Genomic DNA, 25,278 nt, shown 5'->3' on the forward strand with positions numbered 1-25,278 from the left:
CCCTGACAGAGGAACAGGAGGAGGCGGGGAGAAAGCATGACGGCCATTAGAATCGAGCGGTTGAACAAAACCTTCGAAGTGAAGAAGAAACAGCCGGGGCTTGCGGGAAGCCTGCGCAGCCTCTGGAAGCCCGTCTACGAGCAGAAGCAGGCGGTCTCCGGCATCTCATTCTCGGTTCAGCAGGGCGAGATGCTTGCTTTCCTGGGGCCGAACGGCGCAGGGAAATCGACGACGATCAAGATGCTGACCGGCATCCTGCATCCGACCTCCGGTCAAGCCGAGGTGCTGGGCTGTAATCCGTGGAAGGAGCGCAACAAGCTCGCGTACCGGATCGGCTCGGTATTCGGACAGAAATCGCAGTTGTGGTACCACCTGCCTCCTGCGGATACCTTCGAGTTGATGCGGCATATGTATGAGCTGCCCCGGGGCGACTATCTGGCGAGAAAGGAAGAGCTGGTGCGCCGCTTCGAGCTGGAGCCGTACTGGAACACGCCGGTGCGCAAGCTGTCGCTCGGCGAGCGAATGCGCTGCGAGATTGCCGTATCGCTGCTGCACCGTCCGCGCATCGTCTTCCTCGACGAGCCGACCATCGGTCTTGATGTGGTCGTGAAGCTGAACATCCGCGAGCTGATCCGGGATATGAACCGGGAGGAGGGGATGACCGTTTTCCTGACCTCCCACGATGCGGGAGATGTCGAGCAGCTATGTGAGCGCGCCATTGTCGTTAATCACGGGCGGATGATTCTGGATGACAAGGTAGCGTCGATGAAGCGGGAGCTGCTGACCTACAAGACGATTCGTCTGATCATGGCCGATGAACACGGCCTGGCGGCGGTCAATATACCGGGGGCTGAGGTGAAGGCGCATGAAGGCGTGAAGGTCACTTTGTCGGTCAATACGTCGCGCATCCCTATCGAGGCAGTGCTGGCCCGGCTTGTCGGGCAGGTGCGGATCCGGGACGTTACGATCGAAGATCCGCCGATGGAGGAGGTCATTACCCACATCTATGCGCAGGCCGGGGCCGACGCGAGCGAGGGGCAAGGAGGGGAACCGGCATGAACGCGGCGCTTATCGCGGCGAAGTATGCGGCTGTCGGCCGCATCACTATACGCCGTCATCTGGCCTACATTGCGGATTTTCTGATGCGGACGGTATTCTTGGTCTTTATTCTGTATATTTTCACCCAGCTCTGGCAGGCTACCTTCCGGGGAGAGGGGGAGCTGGTCATCGCCGGATACAGCTTCAAGCAGCTTGTCTGGTATTTGATTTTGACCGAATCGATGACGATGGCCTGTCCAAGCCTGTGCACCCGGATCGAAGAGGAGGTAAAAAGCGGCGATGTAGGCTACAAGCTGACCAAGCCGATCAGCTATATCGGCCTGCACTATATGGGGTATGTCAGCGAGATCGCTGTCCGCTTCGCGGTGAATCTCGCTGTCGGCTCCCTGCTCGGCTGGCTGGTGCTGGGACCTCCCGGCTTCGGTGCCGGCTGGGCGGTGTTTTTCCTGCTTGCGGTCTTCGGCTTCAGCGTCAATTTCTTTCTTAACCTGCTGCTGGCGCTTTGCGCGTTCTGGGTGGAGGAGACGAGGGGGCTTGAATTTGTCTACCACAAGCTGTTGTTCACGATCGGCGGGATGCTGATGCCCCTCGAGATGTTTCCCGAGCTGCTGCAAAAAATATGCGTTTGGCTGCCGTTCCAGGCCGTGCTTTATTTCCCGGCCAAGGCGGCCGTGCAATACGAGAGCAGCAGCGTGCCTCAGATGCTTGCCATTCAGATGCTCTGGCTTGTTGTGCTGGGTTTGGCGGCTGTGCTCGTATACAGGAGGGGAGTGAAGAAGCTGCATGTCAATGGGGGGTAAATGGCGCGGCCTGCCGGCATTCGTCTGGACATTCTGGAAGCTGAATCTGGCCGGTGCGATGGAGTTTAGGATGAGCTTTCTGCTTACGGCGGGTATGATGCTGGTGAATAATGTCGTGTGGGTGTTTTTCTGGGGCGTATACTTCCAGCGCTTCTCGGTGGTGAACGGCTGGGCGTTCCAGGATGTGATGATGATGTGGGCGATCAGCGCCGGGGGCTTCGGGTTTATGGCGGTGTTTTTCGGCAATGCCAATCGGCTCGCCCAGCTGATCTCGACCGGGCAACTGGACGTGTATTTGGCCCAGCCGAAGCCTGTATTGCTTCATGTGCTGGTCAGCCGCATGTCGGTGTCCGCCATTGGAGATATCGTGTTTGGCTTTCTGTTGTTCGCGATTTTTGGCGAGAAGACGTGGCTTGGCGCGCTGAAGTTCGGGCTGGCGCTGCTGATCGCCACGCTGATTTTTTTGTTTTTTATCGTGATCGTCAATGCGTTTGCGTTCTACATGGGCAATGCCGAAGGGCTGGCACACCAGATGTTTCAATGTATGCTGGCCTTTGCGACTTACCCGACCGATATTTTCCGCAGCTGGGGGAGGCTGCTGCTGTTTACCGTCGTCCCGGCGGGATTTATCAGCTACCTGCCGATCGGTCTGCTGCGCAGCGTAGAGCTGCCCTTCCTGCTCGGCGCGCTCGGAGTGACGGCGCTGCTGAGCGTGGGCGGGACATGGTTTTTCTACCGCGGGCTTAGACGGTATACGTCTGGCAATATGATGACGATGCGAAGCTGAGCATGCGGCGTACGCTTTCTATATGACTGTCATTTGGCGTACACTAGTAAGAAGGAGAAAAAGACGCATTGCCGGAAGGAGTGGTGCTCGATGTCGGATCAGATGCAAAATGCCGTACGTGTACATCGCTATGGCGGGCCGGAGGTTCTCCGGCTGGAGCGAGTGCCTGTCCCGAAGCCGGGGGAGGGCGAAGTGCTCGTGCGGGTACAGGCAGCCGCAGTGCTGCCTACGGACTGGCGGATGAGACAGGGTATTTTTCAACATATACGCCCCCATGTGCTGCCCTATATTCCAGGCTCGGCATTCGCGGGTATAGTCGAGTCGGCAGGCAAATGCGCAGTCGAATTCAAGCCGGGCGACGCCGTATTCGGGCGAAGCTGGAACGGCGTTTACGCCGAATATACGACGGTCCCGGCGGACCGGCTTGCCCAGAAGCCCGCCGGGTTAAGCTTCGCAGCGGCCGCCGCCATTCCGGGAGGAGCGGCGGCGGCCTGGACGGCGCTGCCGGCATTCGGGGGAGTGGAGGCCGGGATGAAAGTGCTCGTACACGGCGCTGCCGGCGGGGTCGGCATGTTCGCCGTTCAGCTTGCCCGACGGATGGGGGCGAAAGTCGTCGGGACATGCTCCGCTTCCAATGTGGATTTCGTTCGGAGCTTGGGGGCGGAGCAGGTGATCGACTACATGTCCGCCGCATTCGAACAGGAACTTTCCGGCGTGGACCTTGTGCTGGATACGGTAGGCGGCCGCGTGCAGGAGCGCTCCTTGACGGTGCTGAAGCCGGGCGGTGCGCTGGTATCGCTCGTAGGGCTGCCCTTTGCAGAGCTGGCGGAGGAGATGGGGGTCCGCACGCGGTTCAACAGCCAGCTGGCCGATCCGGATATTATGCAGGACATAGCCGAACTGCTGGCCGACGGTTCGCTTCAAGCCTGCACGTCTCGCAGCTTCCCTCTGGCGGAAGCCAGACAAGCTCACGAGCTGGGAGAAAGCGGGCATGGACGGGGACGCATCATTTTGTATCCGGCTGAAGGTCAGGACCGGGAGAATTTCGTTCCAAACCGCCAGAATATGGTACAATAACCGGCAGAAAGGCTTGCAGCAGCAAGCTTGACTTATTGGGGATAAGGGATTGTGGTAACAGGCATGAGAATTGGATTGGTCAGACATTACAAGGTTAAACATGAGTTTCCTACTCACGGGATATTAAGTCCGCAGGAGCTGAAGGCCTGGTTCGAGGCTTACGATGCTTCGGACGTTGAGCTGGAGACGACGGAGCTGCGGGGGATGGTATGGGCCCGCTGCTATGCCAGCAGCATGGAACGGGCCGTTAAGTCAGCCAGGCATTTGTTCGCTGGCCCGATCGAGGTCACGGAACGGCTTCGCGAGGTGCCTTATCCGGATTTCGGGAAAATTTCGCAGCGGCGTCTTCCGTTTTTGCTATGGGCGGTGCTTGTCCGGTTATGCTGGTATGCTGCGCCGCGGGTATATCCGGAGAGCAGGGCGGATGTTCGCAGAAGGGCGGCGTCGATGCTGGATGACATATTGGCCGGGGATGAGGAGAATGTGCTGATCGTTAGTCACGCGGCATTGATGATGGAGCTTCGCAGGGAACTGCTGCGCAGAGGCTATAGCGGTCCCCGTTTCGGAACGGCGGCCAACGGCAAGCTGTATGTGTTCGAGCCGGGAGGTGCGTAAGGCAGTGATCAAGCTGAGGGGTCATCATCTATTATGCTTGCTCGGCTATCGGGGGATGGGATATTCCGACGACTTCTGTGTGAATATGACCGCGATCTATGAGCGTCTGCGAATCGACCCGGAGACTATGATCGTCATGGTGGAGGGTCCGGATGACATCTGTGAGCATTATCCGCAGGACCGGCCGGTTCATTGCCGGGAAGCGGGCGTCGGCAGGCGGGATGCGCTGGTGCTGGAGAAGCTGGGACTGAAGCTGGCCGAGCCGGTGGTCTGGTCGCAGGTGTTGGCGGAGGTAGCGGCCTGTATCGAGCCGGATGATATTCGCGTGATTTGTTCTTCTTGTCCATGGGAGCAGTACGGCGTCTGCAGGGAAGGCGTGGAAATGGTAGGGCGAGGGGAAAGCCTGCCGCAGGTAGCGGATCGAGAGCGAGGGAGATAGCATCGGCCACCGGCGCTCCGTCCGCTCGTCCGCGCGGCAGCGCGCGGACGCAGAGCGTGCAGAGACGGTCGCGCTACTTGATGATAGTAATCCCGCCGATGACCGGCAGCGGCTTGGTGCGTCCGTTGACGGCATTCAGGATGCCAATCACGACAAATATCAGGATAACCACGCTGACTGGGAACATCAGCACCCATCCGATGAAAGGAATCAGACCGAGCACGATATTGACCGCGAAGCTCGTCAGCAGCAGCACCAGCCCTTGATTCGCATGATAACGGGCAAACGAAGAGTCCTTGGCGGCAAGCAGCGGAACGAAAAACAAAATGTAGCCGATAGCGGCCATAATCTTGGTTTCTTGACTTTCCATACCGTTAATTTCACTTCCAATCCGGCTTAATGTAAGATTGCAAACTAACCTTAATCATAGCAGAAATCACAGTAAAAATCTGTGTAATATTCCACATAGCAGAGCTGATCTGCAACTTCAATTAGGCGCATGAAGGGGGAGCATCCGATGAGCGAGGTTTATATAACGTCAGATCATCATTTCGGGCACGGCGGGATTATCGATTTCGAGTCCAGGCCGTTTGCGGACAGCCTGCAGATGACGGAGGCGATGATTGAGAAGTGGAACAGCGTGGTGAGACCGGAGGACAAGGTGTTCCATCTGGGGGACTTCTCCTTCCTCAATCTGGAGAAGACGAAGGCGATCGTCTCGCGTCTGAACGGAAATAAGACGCTGGTGCTGGGCAATCACGACCGGGGACGGCCGAGAGCCTGGTGGCTGGAGGCGGGATTTGACGAGGTAAGCGAATACCCGCTGGTGTACGGAGGCTTCTTCTTTCTGTCCCACGAACCGATGTATATGAACAAGCATATGCCGTATGTCAACATTCACGGACATATCCACGGGCAGAAATATGAGGGGACCCAATACGTGAATGTAAGCGTCGAGCACTGGGACTATCTGCCCGTAGCCTTCGAAGCGATCCGGGCGATGGTCGTGCAGGACGAGCAGCAGTAGGTTACAGCTTGAACCTCGCGATATGATCGTGCAGCCCCTGCCGCTCCAGCACGTCTCTCTGCTTCGGACCGATCAGGTCGAAGTGGGGATAGGGCGGGCGATGATGGATATAAGCCGGGTTCAGTCCGTTGCGGACGCACCAGTCGGAGAGACGGACCAGATCGGAGCAGCCGACCTTGGTCACGGTCGATATCCCCGGGAACCGGTCATCCAGCCAATAGTGGGTCAAAAAGGCAAGCTCGCCGCGGCTGACCGCTTCCTTCCAGCGTACAAGCTCCTCGCGTCGTATGCCGAACGCCATAGAAATACAGTCTCCTTCCGCTGCCTCGTCTGGTAAAGAGGCAGCCTACTCCTGTTTATCTTCCCGGGACAGCTGCCGGACGATCCGGTCCACTTTGCCGATATGCGCCGACATGCGCTCGCCGGCCAGCGCGGTATTGCGATCCCGGATCGCTTCATAGATGCCCGTATGCTCAGCCAGCAGCAGCTCGACCGAGCTCCGCTCGGCGAAAAACCACAACCGGCGAGAGTCCGACATATTCTCCTGCAGCCGCTGAGTCAAGGAGAGCATCATTTGCAGCAGCAGCGTATTATGAGAAGCCTCGGCTATTTTGACATGGAAATCCACGTCGGCCTTCTCGGCAAGCTTCTCGTCTCCAAGCGTCTCCCTCATCCGCACAAGCACTGCCTCGATAGCGGCCAGATCGGCCTCCGACCGGCGCAGGGCAGCCAGCTCCGCACAGCCGGATTCGATATATTTGCGCACCTCCAGCACTTCCTTCAGCGACTCGATCGGACGAAAGAAATCCATGCCTTCCTGCCCGGCCGTCTCGGCGGGCAGCGTCTCGCACACATAAGTGCCTCCGCCATGACGGATATCGACCAGACCCATCGCCTTCAGACCGCTCAGCGCTTCGCGCACGGTGGAGCGGCCGACCTCGAAGCCTGCGGCCAGGTCCACGACGGTCGGCAGCTTGGAGCCGAGCGGATAATGGCCGGAGCGGATCTGCTCCGCCAGATGATGAAGGACGAGATCGCTTCCTTTTTGGGGGCGAACCGGTTTGATTGTCACGTGATTATCGTACCTCCGCACAAAACGTCTATACAACTCATTCAAGCATAAGCTATAATGGAACAAAAGTCATCAGATCACCTGATCAAAATGAAATGGAAAATAAAGCTGTCGACAGAAAGTAGGAGGGTTACATGCTGAATGAACAAGTGCGCCAGGCTTTGCGCGAACGGCTGGGCGACCGCTATTTCCGGGACGATCAGGAGACGCTTGTCTCCTACTCCTATGACGCGACGCCGATGCTCCAGCATATGCCGGACGGTGTCGTATTTCCCGCGACGACGGAGGAGGTCGCCTTCGTCCTGAAGCTCGCGAACGAGCACCGGATTCCTATCGTGGGCCGCGGGTCCGGCACCAATCTGTGCGGAGGCACGGTGGCGGTGGAGGGCGGCATCGTGATGGTGATGAACCGGATGAACAAGCTGCTGGAGATCGATACGGATAATCTCACGGCTACCTTCCAGCCCGGGCTGAATACGAAGGAGTTTCATATGGCGGTGGAGGCGCAGGGCTTGTTCTACCCGCCGGACCCGAGCAGCATGGTCATCTCGACGCTGGGCGGCAATATTATGGAATGCGCAGGCGGGCTGCGCGGTCTGAAATACGGCACGACCAAGGACTATGTGATCGGGCTCGAGGCTGTGCTGCCTTCGGGGGAAGTGATCCGGACCGGGGGCAAGCTGTACAAGGATGTCGCAGGGTATGACTTGACCAAGCTGCTGGTCGGCTCGGAGGGTACGCTGGCGATCATTACGGAGGCGACCGTGAAGCTGGTGGCGGCTCCCGTTTATAAGAAAACGATGCTTGCGCTGTACACGGATATTCATGCGGCGGCGCGGAGTGTATCGAGCATTATCCGCCACCGTATCGTGCCTGCGACGCTGGAGTTCATAGACAATCCGACACTGCGTGTCGTCGAAGCCTACAACAAGCTCGGACTGCCAACCGATATGGAGGCCGTGCTGCTGATCGAGCAGGATGGCGTCGATGAATCTGTCGTAGCGAAGGATATGGAAGAGATTATCCGCATCTGCCGGGAGGAGGGCGCGGCCAGCGTGCAGATGGCCCGTGACGCCGAGGAAGCGGAGCGGCTGATGAAAGCCCGCCGCAGCGCCTTGTCCACGCTGTCCCGCATCCGGCCGACGACGATTCTGGAGGATGCGACAGTGCCGCGCTCGAAGATCGCCGACATGGTGCTGGAGATCAACCGGATCGCCCGCAAGTACGAACTGCAGATCTGCACGTTCGGGCATGCCGGCGACGGGAATCTTCACCCGACCTGTACGACGGACGCCCGGGATACCGAGGAGATTCACCGCGTGGAGCAGGCCTTCGAGGAAATATTCGAGGCGGCGATTCGCTTCGGCGGCACGATTACCGGAGAGCATGGCGTCGGTACGGTGAAGGCGCCTTTCCTGGAGTGGAAGGTCGGCGAGGCAGGCATTGCGCTGATGCGCAGCCTCAAGCTGGCTTTCGATCCGAACAATATTATGAATCCGGGCAAAATGTTCGCCAAGGAGTCGCGCAAAAGGGTGGTGGTGAACCGGTGAACAGCTCCGTATCGATCAAAGAAAAGCTTGCCCGCGAAGGCGGCTCCCCCGTCGCCGAGCGCATGAAGCTGGCGCTCGACTATGACGAGCTGACGAACTGCATGCGGTGCGGCTTCTGCCAGCCGGCTTGTCCCACCTTTCGCGAGACGGGCCTCGAAGCTGCGTCCCCGCGGGGGCGTATAGCGCTGATGAAGGCTGTCGTCGACGATGTGATGACGCCGGACCAGTCGTTCCGCGACCAGATCGACCTTTGTCTCGGCTGCCGGGCCTGCGAGCCGGTCTGCCCGGCTGACGTGAAGTACGGCAGCCTGCTCGAGCAGACGAAGGAGGCGCTTGAGCAGACAGCCGAGCATCGGCTGTGGGTTCGCGCTCTGCGCGGTATTACCTTCAAGCATCTGTTTCCGCGGCAGAAGCGGATGAAGCTGCTCGGCAAGGCGCTGCGGCTGTATCAGAAATCCGGCATGAGCGGGCTTGTCCGCTCCTCCGGGATGATGGACCTGTTCCCCGAGCATATGCGCCAGATGGAGCGGATTCTGCCCGACGCGTCAGGCAGCGGCGTTGTGGAGCAGCTCGGCGTCTTCGTCCCGGCCAAGGGAAACCCGATCGGACGCGTCGGTTTGTTCCGGGGCTGCATCATGGATATCCTGTACACCGAGACGAATGTGCGCACGGCGCGCCTGCTGTCCGAAGCGGGTTATGACGTCATCATCCCCGAGGCGCAGAACTGCTGCGGCGCGCTTCATGCGCATGGCGGTGAGCTGGATCAGGCCCGCGAGCTGGCCCGCAGCAATATCCGCGCCTTCCTCGATGCGAAGATGGACGCGGTGGTGTCCAATGCAGGGGGCTGCGGCGCACTGCTGGTCGAGTACGGACATCTGCTTCACGATGATCCGGAATATGCGAGCTCGGCGCTGGCGTTCGCCGGGCGCGTGAAGGATGTCAGCCAGCTGCTGCTGGAGCGCGCGAACCGGCTGAACTTCGATGCCGGGGCGGGCGCCGCAGCCGGCCGCGCGCAAGAAGCGGCGGCCGCGCTCCAGGAGAGCGCGGCGCAGACGACTTCGCCGGCAGGCTCTGCCGCCGATGCCGCCGGATGGGAGACGGTTACGTATCAGGACTCCTGCCATCTGCGTAACGTCATGAAGGCCGGCAATGCCCCGCGCAATCTGATCGGCCGGGTCGGCCGGGTGAATGTGGTCGAGTTGCAGGGAGCGGACCGCTGCTGCGGCTCGGCTGGGATCTACAATTTGACCCAGCCGGACATGTCCATGCAGGTGCTGGACCACAAGATGGAGCATGTGAAGGAGACGAAGGCCCATATCGTGCTGACCAGCAACCCCGGCTGCCTGCTGCAGATGCAGCTCGGAATCGAGCGCGAGGGGCTGAGCGGCCGGATGAAGGCGGAGCATGTCGTTGACTATTTGTACGAACGGCTGGTGCCTTCACCGAGAATTGAATAGGCCCCTATAATCGAAAACCTTCAATCCATGGCGAAATTGGATTGAAGGTTTTCTTACTATCCGGCAGCAGCTTTCCGCTCCATGAAGAAGGCAGGCCTGGACGGCGGCGCGGCGCGGGTTCGGGATATTGTCGAATGATAAAAATCAATTGCGACGACAGTCCCAGTCTGTTAATATGACAATGAGAATCGTTATCATATTTGAGTGGACAAGAAAGGTATGAATTCAATGGCATCTTCTACGGGATCATCCCCGGCTTCCAAGGCGGTCAAAGCGTCTCCGGTGCTTAAAACGAGACCGCTTGCCGCCACGATCATCCTCTTTGCCGGGCTTGCTGCGCTGCTGCTCTCGCTCGCGGTATCCATTTCGCTGGGAGCGGCGGATATTCGCCTCGCCACCGTATGGGAAGCGGTGTTCCGCTTTAATCCGGAACTTACTCAGCATCAAATCATTCAGGAGCTTCGGATGCCGCGGGCGTTGGCCGGTGCGATGGTGGGCGCCTGCTTCGCCGTTGCGGGCGCCATCATGCAGGGGATGACGAGGAACCCGCTGGCCGACCCGGGGCTGCTCGGACTTAACGCGGGCGCGGGCTTTGTGCTTGCGCTATGCTTTGCTTTTGCGCCGGGCCTGCCGTTTCAACACTTGATCCTGTATTCCTTCCTGGGGGCCGCTGTCGGGGTGGCCGTCGTGTACGGGGTCGGTTCGCTGGCCAAGGGAGGCTTAACGCCGGTCAGGCTGGCGCTGGCCGGGGCCGCGGTTTCCGCTTTATTGTCGGCGCTTAGCGAAGGGATCGCTATCTTCTTCCGGATCGGCCAGGATTTGGCCTTCTGGTACGCGGGCGGAGTTGCGGGTGTGAAATGGATGCAGGTGAAGCTGATGTTTCCCTGGGTGGCCGCTGCGCTGGCCGCCTCCCTGGCGTTGTCCAGATCGGTTACTCTGCTCAGCCTCGGGGAAGATATCGCCAAGAGTCTGGGCGGCCGTACCGGCTTGATCAAGCTGTCTTGTACGCTGGTCGTGCTCTTGCTTGCGGGAGCGGCCGTATCTGCCGTCGGCTCGATCGGCTTTGTCGGTTTGATGATCCCTCATGTGGCCAGAGCCTTGGTAGGAGTCGATTATCGCTGGATCATTCCTTGCTCCGCCGTGCTGGGCAGCTTGCTGATGGTACTGGCGGATATCGGCGCACGGATGGTCAACCCTCCTTTTGAAACGCCGGTGGGAGCGCTGATTGCCGTTCTGGGCGTGCCGTTTTTCCTATACCTGGTGCGCAGGGAAAGGAGAGAACTGTAATGTCCTCCCTTCCTTATCTGGAGTCGAACACGGAGCGCCGCAAACTGATCAGGGCTTTATTCGTATTTGCGATTCTGGCGGGCCTGATCGTGATTGCCTTTGTTATCAGTATGAATACAGGCTTCATCCGCTTGTCGCCGGTCGAAGTGATCAAGACGCTGTTCGGGGCCGGTACGGCCAAGCAGAATCTGATTTTGTTCGAATTCCGGCTGCCCCGGATCGTTATCTCCATTCTGATCGGAGCGGGGCTCGCCGTATCCGGATGCATCCTGCAGGGACTGACGCGCAATGCGCTGGCCGATCCGGGCATTCTCGGCATTAACGCCGGAGCCGGTCTGATGGTCGTGCTGTTCATTGCGTTTTTCCCGATGAATCAGTCGCCGCCGATCTTCTTCCTGCCGTTTCTGGCGCTGCTTGGAGCAGGAGCTACGGCGGCGCTGATATTTGCCCTTTCCTATGAAAAGGACAAGGGCATCTCGCCCACTCGCATGGTGCTGTCGGGGATTGCCGTCGCTGCGGGCATCTCAGCCGCCATGATCATCCTGACCATCAGGCTGGAGCCGAACCAGTACCAGTTTGTCGCCACCTGGCTGGCGGGCAGTATTTGGGGAACGAGCTGGAAATTTGTCGTGGCGCTGCTTCCGTGGGTGATTGTGCTGCTGCCCTTCGTCTTGTACAAGGCCCGGACGCTGAATGTGATGAATATGGGCGATATGACCGCGATCGGACTCGGAACCCGGGTTAGCCGCGAGCGGCTGCTGCTGCTGTCCGCGGCCGTCGCGCTGGCGGGCTCCTGCGTAGCCGCCGGCGGAGCTATCGGCTTCGTCGGGCTGATCGGCCCGCATTTGGCCAGACAACTGGTCGGTCCGAGGCATCAGTATCTGCTGCCGGCTTCCGCGCTTGTAGGCAGTCTGCTTCTGATCGTATCCGATCTGGTCGCGCGGGTCCTCCTGCAGCCGTCGGAGATTCCGACGGGAATCGTGGTTGCGGTTATCGGGGCTCCCTATTTCTTGTACTTGCTGGCCCGTTCGAAGGCTTGAGCGGAAGCTGTTTTCGATTAGCGTTGACTTGCAGCGGCCGTTGTCGATATAATGAAACCAAGTTAATAGCAGGTGACGGAGAGACGGAGATCACACGAATGACATTCTTAGCGGGATGGGATTCGTCGTGGTCTTTTTTCTTTCAAAGCGCATCTGGAGAAAGGGGGCCGGCTCATGGCGTTTCACCGGCAGCTGATACTGCCCGCAGCGAGACAGATGAAGGATCTGGAGAAGCTGCTGAAGCTTTCCTACGAATACCTGGTCATCCTGGATAGCCATATCAGTCAGATCAAGCCCATCGTCGATCTGGCGAAAGCGCACGGGAAGAAGGCGCTGCTCCATGCCGATCTGATCGAGGGATTGAAAAATGACGAGTACGCAGCCGAGTTTCTGTGTCAAGTCGTGAGGCCGGCCGGACTGATCTCGACGCGGGCGGGCGTCATCACCAAGACGAAGCAGAACGGACTGCTCGCTATCCAGAGGCTGTTCTTACTGGATACGAATGCATTGGAAAAAAGCTATGTGCTGCTGGAGCGTACCAAGCCGGACTATATCGAGGTGCTGCCGGGCGTTATGCCGCATATTATCGAGGAAGTCCATGAACGCACGGGCATCCCGATATTTGCGGGCGGCCTTATTCGTTCCGTTCAGGACGTGGAGCAGGCGATAGCGGCGGGGGCGTCCGCGGTGACGACATCGAGAGCCGAGCTGTGGAAGCATTTCGAGCAGGTGAAGGAATAGGGGGAGCAGATGTTGACTGGGGAGCAGGATATGTACATTGTAGCCGTCGATCAAGGCACGACCAGCACGCGAGCCATCATCTTCGATCGGCAGGGAGACATCGTCAGCACGGCGCAGCAGGAGATCAAGCAATTTTATCCGCAGCCGGGCTGGGTGGAGCATAACGCGAGTGAAATCTGGGTATCCGTGCTTGGCGTACTGGCTACGGCGCTGACCGAGGCGGAGATCCGGGCTGACCGGATCGCGGCGGTTGGCATTACGAATCAGCGGGAGACGACAGTCGTCTGGGACAGACATACGGGGCATCCCATCTACCATGCCATCGTCTGGCAGTCCAGGCAGTCGGCCGGCATTTGCGAGGAACTGAAGCGGCAGGGGCATGAAGAGCTGTTCCGCAGCAAGACGGGACTGCTGATCGATCCGTATTTCTCGGGCACCAAGGTCAAATGGATTCTGGATCATGTGGACGGAGCCAGGGAAAAAGCGGAGCGCGGGGACCTGCTCTTCGGCACGATCGACAGCTGGCTGGTATGGAAGCTGAGCGGAGGCAAAACCCATGTGACGGATTATTCGAATGCCTCCCGCACGCTGCTTTACAACATCCATGAGCTGAAGTGGGACGAGGAACTGCTGGATATCCTGGGCATCCCCCGCGCTATGCTGCCAGAAGTGAGATCCTCCTCCGAAGTGTACGCTCATACGGTGGAGCATCATTTCTTCGGCTGCCGGACGCCGATCGCCGGGATGGCCGGGGATCAGCAGGCCGCCTTGTTCGGGCAAGCCTGCTTTGAGAAAGGGATGGTGAAAAACACGTACGGCACCGGCTGCTTTATGCTGATGAATACGGGCGAGCAGGCGGTAGCTTCGCGTCATGGGCTGCTGACGACGATCGCCTGGGGCATCGGAGGCAAAGTGGAGTATGCGCTCGAGGGCAGCATTTTCGTGGCCGGCTCGGCCCTGCAGTGGCTGCGCGACGGTCTGCGGATGATCAAGTCGGCCGCAGACAGCGAGGCGTACGCCAGCCGCGTTACTTCGACCGAAGGCGTGTATGTCGTGCCGGCGTTCGTCGGACTTGGCACGCCGTACTGGAACAGTGAGGTGCGAGGCGCGGTGTTCGGTCTCACGCGGGGCACGAGCAAGGAGCATTTCATTCGGGCAACGCTGGAGGCGCTGGCTTACCAGACGAAGGATGTTACGAGCGTGATGGAGGAGGACTCCGGCCTGACCCTGCGCACGCTGCGGGTAGACGGCGGAGCCGTCCGGAACAACTTCCTGATGCAGTTCCAAAGCGATCTGCTCGGGACCGATGTGGAGCGTCCGGCAGTGAACGAGACGACGGCGCTTGGGGCTGCCTATTTGGCCGGGCTTGCGGTCGGTTATTGGAAGGACCGGGGCGAGATCGCCGAGCGGTGGCGGTCTGAGCGCACCTTTGCGCCGGCGATGGCGGCATCGACAAGGGATGAGCTGTACAGCGGCTGGAGGAAAGCGGTGAAGGCCGCCATGGCCTTTGTTTAAAGGGACGAAGAGATGCAGATGCATGGCGCGATGCCGCGTTTCGTTAAGCGCAGCAGCGCTCGGTTAAGGGGCGGAGAGAGGAGCCGGCCAGGGGCTAGGCGGGCAGGGAAGCCGGGACGAGTTGGTTTGGGCGGCCTGGCTTCTCCAGTCGGATGGAGAGTTGGCTTTCAACTGCATTCGCCGTAAGCCGAGCAAGGACGGCCGATGCGGGAAGACGACGCTCGGCAGCTCTGAAATTATTTGCCGAAAAGCCTGTGAATGATAGCGGAAAGCTGGTATACTGAATACAAGTTAATATTTCGGTTGGAGAAGCGGAGAAAACCACAACACCCCTCCTGCGGCAGCGGCTGCAGGGAGCGGGCTGTTTGTGGTTTTTTTTCATTTGCTGCAGGAGAGCGGCAGATGCCGGCATTCCGCCGGTCACATGACCAATCGCTCCAGTAGAACATGCCGGCAACCATACGGAAGGGCGGGAGTCGGACCAACGGTTGAACAAGCACGTGATTAAGCGGCGCTCTGGACGCCAAGAATAAAGATGCGGAGGAATGACAGATGAGCGAGCTTTTTTCGGGTAAGACGAGACAGGACGTACTGAAGCGGATGGAAAGCCAGATTGTAGATGTGCTGATTATCGGGGGAGGCATCACGGGAGCGGGCATCGCCCTGGATGCGGCGACGCGCGGCATGAGCGCCGCTCTGGTGGAGATGCAGGATTTTGCGGCGGGCACCTCCAGCAGATCGACCAAGCTTGTGCACGGGGGACTGCGGTACCTCAAGCAATTCGAGGTTAAAATGGTCGCAGAAGTCGGCAAGGAGCGGGCGGTCGTCTACGAGAACGGCCCCCATGTGACGACGCCGGAGTGGATGCTGCTGCCCTTCCATGAGGGCGGGACGTTTGGCGCCTTCTCGACTTCGGTAGGTTTGCGGCTGTACGATTATTTGGCCGGAGTCAAGCGTTCGGAGCGCAGGAAGATGCTGAGCCGCAGCGAGACGCTGGAGCGGGAGCCGCTGCTGAAGCAAAACGGCCTGAAGGGCGGAGGCTATTATGTGGAATACCGGACCGACGACGCCCGGCTTACGATTGAGGTCATGAAGCGCGCGGTAGAGGCGGGGGCGCTGGCGGTCAACTATACGAAGGCTGAGCAGCTGCTGTACGAAGGCGGCAAATTGGTGGGCGTGCAGGCTGTCGACCGGATCGGCGGGGGCACCTACACGATCCGCGCCCGCCGCGTCGTCAATGCGACAGGTCCATGGGTGGATACGCTGCGGGAGCTCGACAAGTCCAAGAAGGGCAAGACGCTGCGTTTGACCAAAGGGATTCATCTCGTATTCGACGGGGCGCGCTTCCCTCTGAAGCAGGCTATCTACTTCGATACGCCAGACAAGCGGATGGTGTTCGCTATTCCGCGCGACGGGAAAACTTATGTCGGCACGACCGATACGGATTTCACCGGGGATACGGCCAACCCGCTGATGACGGCGGCCGACCGGGATTATGTCGTGCAGGCGGCGAACTTCATGTTCCCTACGCTTAAGCTGACGGGAGCGGATGTGGAGTCCAGCTGGGCCGGTTTACGGCCGTTGATCTATCAGGAGGGCAAGTCGCCTTCTGAAGTGTCCCGCCGCGACGAAGTATTCCGCTCCGACTCCGGCCTCTTCACGATCGCCGGCGGCAAGCTGACCGGCTACCGCAAGATGGCCGAGACAGTCACGGACATGCTGGCTGCGGAGCTTCAGGCTGAGGGCCAAGGGCCTTTCCGTCCGTGTGCGACGAAGACGCTGCCGATCTCGGGAGGAGATGTCGGCGGCTCAGCGAAGTTCCCGAGCTTCGTGCGCGAGCAGGTACAGCAAGGGGTACGGCTCGGGCTTACGCAGGCGGAAGCCGAGCAGCTGGTCCGGCGCTACGGAACGAACATCCGTGACGTCTATGCGCTGCTGCCGGCAGCGGCGGAACAGGCGGGGCGTTACGGGCTGCCATCCGCCGTCTATGCCGCGCTGCAATATGGCATCCAGCGGGAAATGGTGGCGAAGCCTGCCGACTTCTTCATCCGCCGCACAGGAGCTTTGTTCTTCCAGGTAGACGCAGTCCGAGCCTGGAAAGAAGGCGTGCTCCAAGCGATGAGCGATTTGCTGGGCTATACAGCCGAGCAGCGGGAAGACTACGCCGCCGAGCTGGAGCGGCATCTGTACCACGCGGTTACGCCGGTCGCGGCGGACTGACCGGAGCGGGCGTGTTAGACGGCGGGGGGCGGAGCGCCCGGAGGCCGACTCCCGCCGCTCCTTCCTTCGCCCGTCGCGTCGATCACGCGCATACTGCGCTCGTAGCGAGAGAAAGCTTTTCTTCACCGTGTGGAAGCGGTGGAGAAGGGCTTTTTTTAGTTTGCTGCTGCTCATGTCTCCTTCGTAAGGGGCTGGGCATCTGAGCAGCGACCGAAAAATCGCTTGAAGTGGAGAAGCGAGTGTACGGAAAATCGTATAAATGCGTTCGATTGGCGCTCAAAGGCATGGGAGTTGTATGGAAAATCGTATAAATGCGTCCGATTGGCGTTTAAAGGCATGAGAGTTGTACGGAAAATCGTATAAATGCGTCTGATTGGCGTTCAAGAGTATGGGAGTTGTACGGAAAACCGTATAAATGCGTCCGATTGGCGTTCAAAGGCATGAGAGTTGTATGGAAAACCGTATAAATGCGTCTGACTGGCGCGTTCAAAAGCATGGGTCGCGTCATCCGCCTCTCGTCCGTTTGTGCGTATGGACACCGTCAGGTGAAGTAAAACAAGTTCGGTTTAAATCAATGCCGCTTATGGCTGACGCTTAACAAGCGCTGTCCTTTCTGAGTAAAACGACAGCTGGTCTGCTGCGGCGTCGAACGAAGCCGTATCTGAACTCTAATGAGCTTAAGTCCCCAGACGGCAACCTACTGAATACTCGTCCCGGAGTTCCTCGTTTTTCTACAAACGACAAGTTGGCACCGAAGCAACGCGCCCCTGCCCCCGCCTCCCCGCAAGCAAGCCCACGAGCATCAGCCGCCCGCAAGATAACCTTCCCGTGTTCGACTTGCGGGTCCATCCCTGCCGCTTGGTAAAATAGCAGCAGGTCTGTCCTTTTGGCCCGGAATCCGTCATAATGAAGCATACAGAAACAAGCGGTCGCAACAATTAAACAAACTTGAAAGGAGAGGGTTCACGATGGACAATGGCTATGCGCAGGGTTCACGGAGGGCGGTTTCGGTGGAAGAAGCTGTCCGGCGAATCCAAGCTCATATCCGTCCGGTCGAAGCGGAAGAAGTCTCCCTTGCTGAAGCGTCCGGACGGCGTTTGGCTGAGCCGGTATATGCACCGCATCCGCTGCCTCATTTCCGCCGGTCGGGCATGGACGGCTACGCCATCCGCTCTGCGGATGTGGCCGGAGCGAGCCGGGATTGTCCCGTTGCGCTTGAAGTAACCGTCTGCATCGCGTGTGGGGACGTGCCGGTAGCGGCGCTGGAGAGCGGACAGGCTGCCAAGATCATGACGGGGGCGATGCTGCCCGAAGGGGCGGATGCAGTCATCATGTTCGAGATGACAACTGCCGATCAGCGGGCAGGAAGTTCGATCGTGCTGATCTCGAAGCCGATCGAGATCGGAGCCAACGTGACGCCCGTCGGCGCAGAGGCGGCCGAAGGAGAGCTTATTGCCGAGACGGGGAGCTTGGTAGGAGCGGGAGAAACGGCGCTGCTCGCCGCATTTGGCTGTACAAGCGTACGGGCGCGCCGCAGGCCGGTCATCGCGATCGCATCGACGGGCTCCGAGCTGCTGTCGGCGAATGAGCCTTTGTCACCGGGGCATGTCCGCAATAGCAATGCCTTGATGTTGGCTGATCTGGTCCGCAGTCTGGGAGGGATTCCTCGTTTGCTTGGCACCGTTCGAGATGAGGTGGAGCCGGTAAGCAGCCTCATCCGGGAGGCGATCCCCGAGGCGGATGCGATTGTCACCTCAGGGGGAGTATCCGTAGGCGACTACGATGTCATGGCTCAGTGGATGTCCGCTTGGGAGGGCAATACCTTATTCAACAAGGTCGCGATACGGCCCGGAAGCCCGACCAGCGCCGGTATTTTGAACGGGAAGCCTGTTATTGCGCTGTCGGGCAACCCCGGGGCTTGTTATGTCGGGTTTGAATTGTTCGTCAGGCCGGTGGTAGATCGGCTGCTGGGCGCTCCGCGCCCCGGAATGCCCCGCATCCAGGCGCTGCTCGGTCAAGATTGCGGCAAGGTCAACGCCTATCCGCGTTACTTGCGGAGCAGACTGGAGTTTCGCGAGGGCCGGGTGTATGCGCATCCGCTCGCGCATGATAAGTCGGGCAGCCTGAGATCTATCAAGGACACGACCGCTTTGCTCGTTTTGCCGGCAGGCGGCAGCGGAATGCAGGCTGGGGAACCGGTAGAGGTGCTGCTGACGGGGGCCGGGCGGTCGATCACCGGGCTGTGAGCGCGTGCAGACAGGCGCGAAGGGAGGACGGAAAATGGGAAAGCAGGCGATCTTGCAAGTCGTAGGCTATAAAAATTCCGGCAAAACGACGCTGACATGCGAGCTGATCAAGAGGCTCAAGGAGCAGGGCTTGTCCGTCGGTACTGTGAAGCATGACGCTCACCGGCTGGAGCTGGATACGGAGGGCAAGGATAGCTGGCTGCATCGGGAGGCCGGCGCTGAGGTGGCGGCTGTCGTTTCGGAGCAGTCCGGTGTTACCTTTATGACGGAGACCCGAACGCTGGCATTGGACGAGCTGCTGGACCGTATGACCTCTGTGGAGGTCGTGCTGGTCGAAGGATTCAAGCGGGAACGGTATCCGAAGCTGGTGCTGATCCGCGAGCCCGAGCATCTGAAGTTGCTGGAGACGGTCACAGCGGCTGCTATCATCGCTACCTGGCTGCCTGTCGAACAAGTGCGACCGTACGCAGGAGAATTGCCCGTTGTCCCCATCGAGGACATGGAGAAGCTTTTGGAAGCTGCCGCTGCCGTGATTGATGAGCAGTTGGGCAACATGTGGACGCCAGGTGAAGGACGATGACCTGGCCAAGAGAAAGGAGCACGTGTGACCTAGCGCTAACCGGCGTCATCGTCGCGGGAGGGCTTAATACAAGAATGGGCCGGGTAAAGGGGTTGATGCCTTTTGCAGGACAGCCTCTGGTCCTCAGGTCGATTGCCGCCATGAAGCAAGTATGCGGACAGCTGCTGATTGTGACCAATGAGCCGTCCGACTTTGCCTTCGCCGCCGCCGCAGACCCCGCCGTTCGCATCATCACCGATTTGATCCCGCATAGAGGACCGATGAGCGGCTTGCATGCCGCCCTCGCTCAGTCGGAAGGGAGCTGGTTCTGGGCGGTGGGCAGCGATATGCCATTTATCTCGGGCGCGGCCGCGCTGTGGCAGCTGGACCGGCTTCGCGCGAGTGGAAGATGGGCGGCCGTCCCGTCCATCGGCAGCCGGCTTCATCCGCTGCATGCCGTCTATCACGCCGACTGCCTGCCTTCGCTGGAGGCAGCGCTGCACTCGCCTCATACGGGACTGATCCGCTGGCTGAGCGGCATCCCTTCTCTGCTGCTGACGGAGGAGGAGTTTGCAGAAGTGGGACTTTTCACCCAGTGGGCAGACAGCTTCAATGACCACGCCGAATACGAGCGCTGCTTGGAGCGCGCGGAGCAGGAACTATAAGCTAATCAAAGATCGTCCGGCGGACACGCACGGGCGGTTTTTTGTTTATTTCAAGGCACGGAAAAGGAGGAATTCCCAGAAAAATGTCGAAATGATTCAAATAACTTGGTCGAATCATGTCGAAGAAGAGGAGATGTACATACTTGCAGGCAAGCCGTAGGCTATCCGGGAAAACCGGCGCGCCGGAAAATGAGCCGGGTCTTACGCGGCGCGACAGCGCAAGCTTAGCGAGATACATGGCTTTCTTGCCGACAATGAGAGACCTCATAAACAAAGGAGCAGACAACGATGGAGCTTAATCCGGCCAAATCCAGGATGAACGTATGGAAACGGTTCACGGCAGACGACTCAAAGCTTAGTCCAGCCGAAAGAGACATGGTGCGCCGCAACGCGATTGTTTACCGAGCGCTCAGCTTCGTGTCGCTGCTTACGATTGCGGGCACAAGTTCGATGGAAGCCGGAGCGGGCATGTTCAAAGTTGCGCTGCTGGCGTTCATGCTGCTTCTCTGGCTGACGATGACTTATGTGCATCTGAAGCGCAAGCTGATTAGGCATACCAAATACATAGCCGTGCTGGGATCGGTCCTCACGTCGGTCCTCTCCATCTTCATGAACCCGGACAGCATGAACGTATTTACGCTGTATTATTTGATTCTGCTCGCCTTGGTCTATATGGACTTCAAGCTTACAGCAGGTGTTCAGCTGATTACATTCGGATTGCTTCTCTATATGCTGTTCGGTCAGACGGAGCAGATTAACTGGGCGGCAGACTCCATACCTACCTACCTGATTTATTTTATGCTGATCAATATTCTGGTCTTCTGCATTCTCAGGGTTACCCAGCATCTTAATGGCCGGATGGAAGAGTCGCGCCGAGACGCCGAAAGCCTGATGCTCCAGCAAAAACAGCAGAAGGAATCGATCCTCCAGCTGGTTGAAGCCGTATCGCGCAATATGGGGGTTATCACTCTGGCAGCCAAAGAAAACACGACTGCGCTCCAGGAGATGAATGCGGCCTTTCAAGAGATTGCGAAGGGCTCCACCTCCCAGATGGAATCGACCATTGAGATTAATGAATCGGTGCAGCATATGCTGGGCTTGGTCGAGCATATGTCGGAGTCGATGCAGCAGCTGCAGCAGGAGACGGGAACGACGAGCAGGCTGTCCGAATCCGGAGCTCAAGATATTCATCTGCTGAATGAAACCTTTAAGCAATTCAACAAGGAGATCGAGGCGATGTCAGGGGAGATCAGCGAGCTGATCGGCAAGCTTGATTCCACCAATGCGTTCAGCACGACGATCAAGGAGATCGCGAACCAGACGAATCTGCTTTCCCTGAATGCGAGCATCGAAGCGGCCCGGGCAGGTGAGCAGGGCAAAGGCTTTGCTGTCGTCGCTCAGGAAATCCGCAAGCTTTCGGATATGACCTCTTCGTCCGCCGATCATATTACAGAGCAAATTCGTCAGTTGTCCGAGCAGTCCAATCTGACCCGTCAGCGGATGGAGCAGGTAGCCGCGGGCATGGATAAAAACTTCGGCATCACGGAGCGGACCAGCCACTCCTTTGACTCGATCAATCAGGCGATTGCCCGGCTCAACGAGCTGTCCGACAATAACAACCGCATGATGCAGTCCGTCCAGCAATCCGTGGGCGTGATCAACGACTCTACAGGCTATCTGGCCTCGGTAAGCGAACAGACAAGCGCTTCTCTGCAGGAGCTGCTGGCTACGGTCGAATCCTTGCTGGACGGCAATCAGACAAGCTTGACGAACATCGAGAAGACGGAAGAAGCGCTGCGCCAAGTTTCCTAGACTGTCCCGGCTTCCAAAGAAAAAGACCCGCCTATGTACGGCGGGCCATCCAAGCTTGCTATATTTCAAAAAGGGGGGTTGCTTATATCTTACCCCTTGAATATTAAGGACACATCAAAGTTTTGTTTCATTTTCATTACAAATATTGAATCGGCCCGAATCGGCGTCATCCGCAACCCCCTCAGTATCCTTTCCCGGGAGATGAGGGGCTTTTTTGGCAGCTTCATTCTATAGGTGGGCGGATAAAGGCAGAGTGGTTTTCTCCTCCGATTTGGATTCGCCGCCCGTGCGGAGGCCCGGCATGCTCTGCCGGTTCTTCTGGAGCAGCGCGTCTTCGGCCAATTCTTCGCATCCGGAGCTTATCGGCTGATTGGAAGCGCCCCAGCCTTGATTAAACTCCTCTTGGCTCCGCTTTAGCACCACCGCTCCCGCCATGCGGCAAAGGGGTCCAGGAAGTCCAAGGAGCGCCTGCCCTCTGAGCTGTCGCCTCGGCCGACAGCCTGCAGCAGCAGCTCCTTCCAACTGACCGCCTGAGCTTCCGACAGCGTAGCGAGCCAAAAGAGCGGGAGCGGCTCCGCACACTCCGCGGCGTGCTCCAGCCGGCGGAGCGCCTGCCGCCAAGCTTCGCTGTCGGAGGGATCGAGCTGCCCGGATATGCGAACCCGGTGCAGCAGCGCCGCCGTCCGCGCGTCTGCGGCGAAGGAACCGGAGCCGACCAAGACCAGCGGCCTGTCCGCAGACGAAGACAGCTGCCCGTCAATCTGCCGGCACATCCGCCAGAGCATCGCCTGCCGGCCGTAGCCGTCAAGCTGCCGCAGGTGGTGCAAATACAGCTCATATGGCTGCTTGAGCGTCAAGACGCCTTGCGGCCAATAAACGTTCATAACGGATGCGTCGAACGAGCAGGCTTCCAGAAATGCAAGCCCTCCTTGGGCGAACCATCGCCCGTCTACAGGCTCGCAGATGCGGCTGTCCGCCCCGAAGTGATTGTCGCGGTGACGCAGCCGGCCAAGGCGGAACGCTTCCTCGGGGGTTGGCATATCGATCAGCCGGTGCAGCGGCTTGAACCAATCACTGGCGGAGGGGGGCTCGGTCGCAGTCCGCCGACCCGCGCTTGAACCGGCAGCCCAGGCGTAGTAATACTGCTGGAAGGATAAGACACCGGCTTGAAATGCCCGCTTCCAGGCGAGCTCATAGGCAGGCAAGTCCAGAGCGGCGGCTACGGGAACCGCTTCGCCCTGTTCGTTCTCGGCATAACGCTCCGTCGAACCCAGCTCTCCCATGCTCAGCTCCTCAATGAAAGCAGGGCTGCGGATAAACGCCCGGCTCAGCTCATCATGCTCGCCGGAGCTGCCCAGGAAGCAGCGGATGTCGATCCGATGCTTCAGCTTCAGTTCACCGATGCCTGAGCCGCCTGCGGCTAGCAGATGGATTGATGCTGAGCCGGCCGCTTCTCCGCCGGACGGCTCCAGTTGAGCGTCCGCCCTGTTCGCGCAGCCGAGCGCCTGATGCAGCGAACGCTGGATCGTCCCGTGGAAGCCGATATCTACGGTAACGAGCCGGTCCGTCTGGCCGGCCGTCCGCAGCACGTAGGCGCGCAGAAGCCGTCGGCTTTCGGCGATGGCATGCTCCACAGCGGACCGCATATCGGGCTGAAGCAGCCGTTCGCGCAGCGCAGCCCGCATGGATGCCGCCTCATGGCAAGCCGGCCCGCCCCCTTGCAGCGACTGATCGACCGGTACAGGCAGCAGAGAAGCCAGCTCCGGGATGCCGAGCGTAAGCAGCAGCTCCCGCACCGTCCCCCCTGTGAGGAGCAGGCGATCAAGCTCCTCTTCTCCGAACCGTTCCAGAGCAGCCAAATACGTGGCTTGCCTGGAAACGTAGAGGGGAATGACGCGGAGCTGCACGCCTCTCAGCCTGGCGGCCTGCTCCAGCATCGGACCGAGCAGAACCGCTTCCCTCATCAAGGGATGCACCTCTGTACGCCCTTCCGACAGGCATATATCGACGACCCAGTCGCATAATGCCGTGAGGAAAGGTCCTGCATGCTCCGCTCCGATTCTACGGTAAGCTTCGTTCTCCACGTCTTCAGCATCACTCGCATCAGCTGCACCAGTCTCACCAGTTACACCGCCAGCATCCGCCACACCGATCGCATTGTCCTCAGCGACAAAACCCGCTTCCGCTTCGGCCGCCTCAGCCGAAGCGCTTCCCGTGGCTCGGCCCGCAGCCGAGGCCGAAGTCGCCGTCCTGCCCACGCCCGGGCCGTCGGCCGCCGAGCCAGCCGCCCCGGCAGGAGGGACCGCAGCTCCGGCGAGCTTGCGCAGCGATCTCAGCTGTCCGAGCGCTCCGGGATGGCGTACGCTTTCCCAATGATAGGGGCTGTCGGCATACTCCGGCACCAGCTCGTAGTGCAGAGCCGGGATGCTTGCCCGGGCAGCTCCGTCCACGTCGGCCCGTTCATTGTCCCCGATATGCAGGACGGACGCTCGCGCGATTCCCGGGTACAGCGACATCAGCAGCTCGAACAGCCCGCCTGTCGATTTGTTAATCCCATGCTCGCCGGATACAAGCAGCGTATCGACCGCTGTCCGGTCGAGGCCGGCTGCCGCGAGCAGCTCATAGAGCTGCCGGGACGACAAATACATATCGGAGAGCAGGGCGATCTTTACGCCCCGCGCACGGCACCACTCCAGCAAGGAGACGATATGGGGATTCAGGTAGCAGACCTCCCGCTCGGCGGCCAGCTCGATCTCCATGAGGGCGCGGCGCGGGCCGAAGAAGTCCGGAAGCCCGGCATAGATGTCTTCGAGGGTCACCTCATCATGACCGGCTTCGCGGGTCCGAAGGTCGCGCGCGCTTCGCTCCGCGGCTTGCCGGGCCGATCGGAATTCATGAGCCGAGATGGCGGCGTTCAGCAGGCCGGCTTCGGCGGAGCGCCGGGCGGTCAGCAAGAACACGTCGGAGGGCTGGGCGCAAGCCCGAAGCAGCAGCGTGTCAAAAATATCGAGACTGAGCAGGCGGACCGCCCCCGCCTGCCGAGCCGCCGTGCGGAGGTAGCGGTCGGACATCCAGAGCTCAAGGCGTTCGTCGGATAGGCGCATGAAGGTCTCTCCTATACAGGTTTCTATTTAAGAGGATCATATCCTAAATCGCGCCGGAAGGACAAGCGCAGCGATGCCGTCAAGCCCTTCTTGCCGAGACAAGACGTACCTGGGAAGCTCCTCGATTCGGGACCTTTCTTAAAAGAAACTTAATTCCTTCCTTGTGCGCTTCTCTCCCGGGAAGCTATCCTCTATAATAGACGAGG

General features: G+C 59.4%; 23 protein-coding genes. 18 read left to right on the plus strand and 5 right to left on the minus strand.

The window, feature by feature from the left end; genetic code table 11:
• The first annotated feature begins 36 nt into the window (after positions 1-36).
• From BLR08_RS25505 to BLR08_RS25530, 6 genes are all read left to right on the plus strand, one after another.
• On the plus strand, positions 37-1,059 hold the full coding sequence (locus BLR08_RS25505; RefSeq protein WP_072336885.1) for an ABC transporter ATP-binding protein: 1,023 nt from the start codon (positions 37-39) through the stop codon (positions 1,057-1,059).
• On the plus strand, positions 1,056-1,859 hold the full coding sequence (locus BLR08_RS25510; RefSeq protein WP_072336882.1) for an ABC transporter permease: 804 nt from the start codon (positions 1,056-1,058) through the stop codon (positions 1,857-1,859). The genes BLR08_RS25505 and BLR08_RS25510 overlap by 4 nt, the downstream gene beginning before the upstream one ends.
• A complete protein-coding gene (locus BLR08_RS25515) occupies positions 1,849-2,646 on the plus strand; it encodes an ABC transporter permease (RefSeq protein ID WP_072336878.1) in 798 nt (265 codons plus the stop codon). Before BLR08_RS25510 ends, BLR08_RS25515 begins: the two co-directional genes overlap by 11 nt.
• 90 nt (positions 2,647-2,736) lie before the next feature.
• On the plus strand, positions 2,737-3,723 hold the full coding sequence (locus BLR08_RS25520) for an NADP-dependent oxidoreductase (RefSeq protein ID WP_072336875.1): 987 nt from the start codon (positions 2,737-2,739) through the stop codon (positions 3,721-3,723).
• A 63-nt stretch (positions 3,724-3,786) separates the two neighbouring features.
• Positions 3,787-4,338: a histidine phosphatase family protein gene (locus BLR08_RS25525; RefSeq protein ID WP_072336962.1), complete on the plus strand. Its 552-nt coding sequence runs from the start codon at positions 3,787-3,789 to the stop codon at positions 4,336-4,338.
• Positions 4,339-4,342: 4 nt separating this feature from the next.
• Positions 4,343-4,777, plus strand: a complete 435-nt coding sequence (locus BLR08_RS25530; RefSeq protein WP_072336872.1) for a DUF1284 domain-containing protein — start codon at positions 4,343-4,345, stop codon at positions 4,775-4,777.
• A gap of 73 nt (positions 4,778-4,850) precedes the next feature.
• On the opposite strand, the gene BLR08_RS25535 is transcribed toward BLR08_RS25530, so the two are convergent.
• Entirely contained in the window at positions 4,851-5,147 is a 297-nt protein-coding gene (locus BLR08_RS25535; protein ID WP_072336868.1) for a DUF4870 domain-containing protein, read from the minus strand.
• Positions 5,148-5,294: 147 nt separating this feature from the next.
• Here BLR08_RS25535 and BLR08_RS25540 point away from each other — a divergent pair, with 147 nt between their 5' ends.
• Positions 5,295-5,804 (plus strand): metallophosphoesterase, encoded by a 510-nt coding sequence (locus BLR08_RS25540; RefSeq protein ID WP_072336865.1) that lies wholly within the window; start codon positions 5,295-5,297, stop codon positions 5,802-5,804.
• A 1-nt stretch (position 5,805) separates the two neighbouring features.
• Here BLR08_RS25540 and BLR08_RS25545 read toward each other — a convergent pair whose 3' ends face one another.
• Both BLR08_RS25545 and BLR08_RS25550 read right to left on the minus strand, forming a co-directional pair.
• The gene (locus tag BLR08_RS25545) at positions 5,806-6,105 is read right to left on the minus strand and encodes a hypothetical protein (protein ID WP_072336861.1); all 300 of its coding nucleotides are present in this window, start codon (positions 6,103-6,105) and stop codon (positions 5,806-5,808) included.
• A gap of 45 nt (positions 6,106-6,150) precedes the next feature.
• Positions 6,151-6,876, minus strand: a complete 726-nt coding sequence (locus tag BLR08_RS25550; protein ID WP_072336858.1) for a FadR/GntR family transcriptional regulator — start codon at positions 6,874-6,876, stop codon at positions 6,151-6,153.
• A 134-nt stretch (positions 6,877-7,010) separates the two neighbouring features.
• Between BLR08_RS25550 and BLR08_RS25555 the strand changes: the two genes are divergently transcribed.
• The 11 genes from BLR08_RS25555 (at position 7,011) to BLR08_RS25605 (ending at position 21,968) form a co-directional block, all read left to right on the plus strand.
• A complete protein-coding gene (locus BLR08_RS25555; protein WP_072336854.1) occupies positions 7,011-8,426 on the plus strand; it encodes an FAD-binding oxidoreductase in 1,416 nt (471 codons plus the stop codon).
• Positions 8,423-9,883 (plus strand): (Fe-S)-binding protein, encoded by a 1,461-nt coding sequence (locus BLR08_RS25560; RefSeq protein WP_072336850.1) that lies wholly within the window; start codon positions 8,423-8,425, stop codon positions 9,881-9,883. The genes BLR08_RS25555 and BLR08_RS25560 overlap by 4 nt, the downstream gene beginning before the upstream one ends.
• Before the next feature lie 228 nt (positions 9,884-10,111).
• Positions 10,112-11,170 (plus strand): FecCD family ABC transporter permease, encoded by a 1,059-nt coding sequence (locus BLR08_RS25565; protein ID WP_072336847.1) that lies wholly within the window; start codon positions 10,112-10,114, stop codon positions 11,168-11,170.
• Complete coding sequence (locus BLR08_RS25570) at positions 11,170-12,210, plus strand: FecCD family ABC transporter permease (protein ID WP_072336844.1); 1,041 nt, start codon at positions 11,170-11,172, stop codon at positions 12,208-12,210. The genes BLR08_RS25565 and BLR08_RS25570 overlap by 1 nt, the downstream gene beginning before the upstream one ends.
• 174 nt (positions 12,211-12,384) lie before the next feature.
• A complete protein-coding gene (locus BLR08_RS25575) occupies positions 12,385-12,951 on the plus strand; it encodes a glycerol-3-phosphate responsive antiterminator (RefSeq protein WP_072336841.1) in 567 nt (188 codons plus the stop codon).
• Between the two features lie 9 nt (positions 12,952-12,960).
• On the plus strand, positions 12,961-14,466 hold the full coding sequence (glpK, locus tag BLR08_RS25580) for a glycerol kinase GlpK (RefSeq protein ID WP_072336838.1): 1,506 nt from the start codon (positions 12,961-12,963) through the stop codon (positions 14,464-14,466).
• Positions 14,467-15,018: 552 nt separating this feature from the next.
• Positions 15,019-16,686 (plus strand): glycerol-3-phosphate dehydrogenase/oxidase, encoded by a 1,668-nt coding sequence (locus BLR08_RS25585; protein ID WP_072336835.1) that lies wholly within the window; start codon positions 15,019-15,021, stop codon positions 16,684-16,686.
• 968 nt (positions 16,687-17,654) lie between these two features.
• Entirely contained in the window at positions 17,655-18,932 is a 1,278-nt protein-coding gene (glp, locus tag BLR08_RS25590; protein ID WP_072336832.1) for a molybdopterin molybdotransferase MoeA, read from the plus strand.
• Positions 18,933-18,966: 34 nt separating this feature from the next.
• A complete protein-coding gene (gene mobB, locus BLR08_RS25595) occupies positions 18,967-19,512 on the plus strand; it encodes a molybdopterin-guanine dinucleotide biosynthesis protein B (protein WP_072336829.1) in 546 nt (181 codons plus the stop codon).
• Positions 19,509-20,156, plus strand: a complete 648-nt coding sequence (locus BLR08_RS25600; protein WP_072336826.1) for a molybdenum cofactor guanylyltransferase — start codon at positions 19,509-19,511, stop codon at positions 20,154-20,156. The genes mobB and BLR08_RS25600 overlap by 4 nt, the downstream gene beginning before the upstream one ends.
• Before the next feature lie 288 nt (positions 20,157-20,444).
• Positions 20,445-21,968, plus strand: coding sequence for a methyl-accepting chemotaxis protein (locus tag BLR08_RS25605; protein ID WP_083537497.1), 1,524 nt, complete (start codon positions 20,445-20,447; stop codon positions 21,966-21,968).
• Positions 21,969-22,196: 228 nt separating this feature from the next.
• On the opposite strand, the gene BLR08_RS25610 is transcribed toward BLR08_RS25605, so the two are convergent.
• Together BLR08_RS25610 and BLR08_RS25615 are read right to left on the minus strand one after the other, a co-directional pair.
• Positions 22,197-22,388 carry a hypothetical protein gene (locus BLR08_RS25610; protein WP_072336823.1) on the minus strand — a complete coding sequence of 64 codons (192 nt, stop codon included), beginning with the start codon at positions 22,386-22,388 and terminating at the stop codon, positions 22,197-22,199.
• Entirely contained in the window at positions 22,382-25,072 is a 2,691-nt protein-coding gene (locus tag BLR08_RS25615) for an HAD family hydrolase (RefSeq protein WP_072336820.1), read from the minus strand. The genes BLR08_RS25610 and BLR08_RS25615 overlap by 7 nt, the downstream gene beginning before the upstream one ends.
• Positions 25,073-25,278 lie beyond the last annotated feature (206 nt).

This window comes from Paenibacillus sp. cl123 (genome assembly GCF_900101595.1).
GTDB lineage: Bacteria > Bacillota > Bacilli > Paenibacillales > NBRC-103111 > Paenibacillus_G.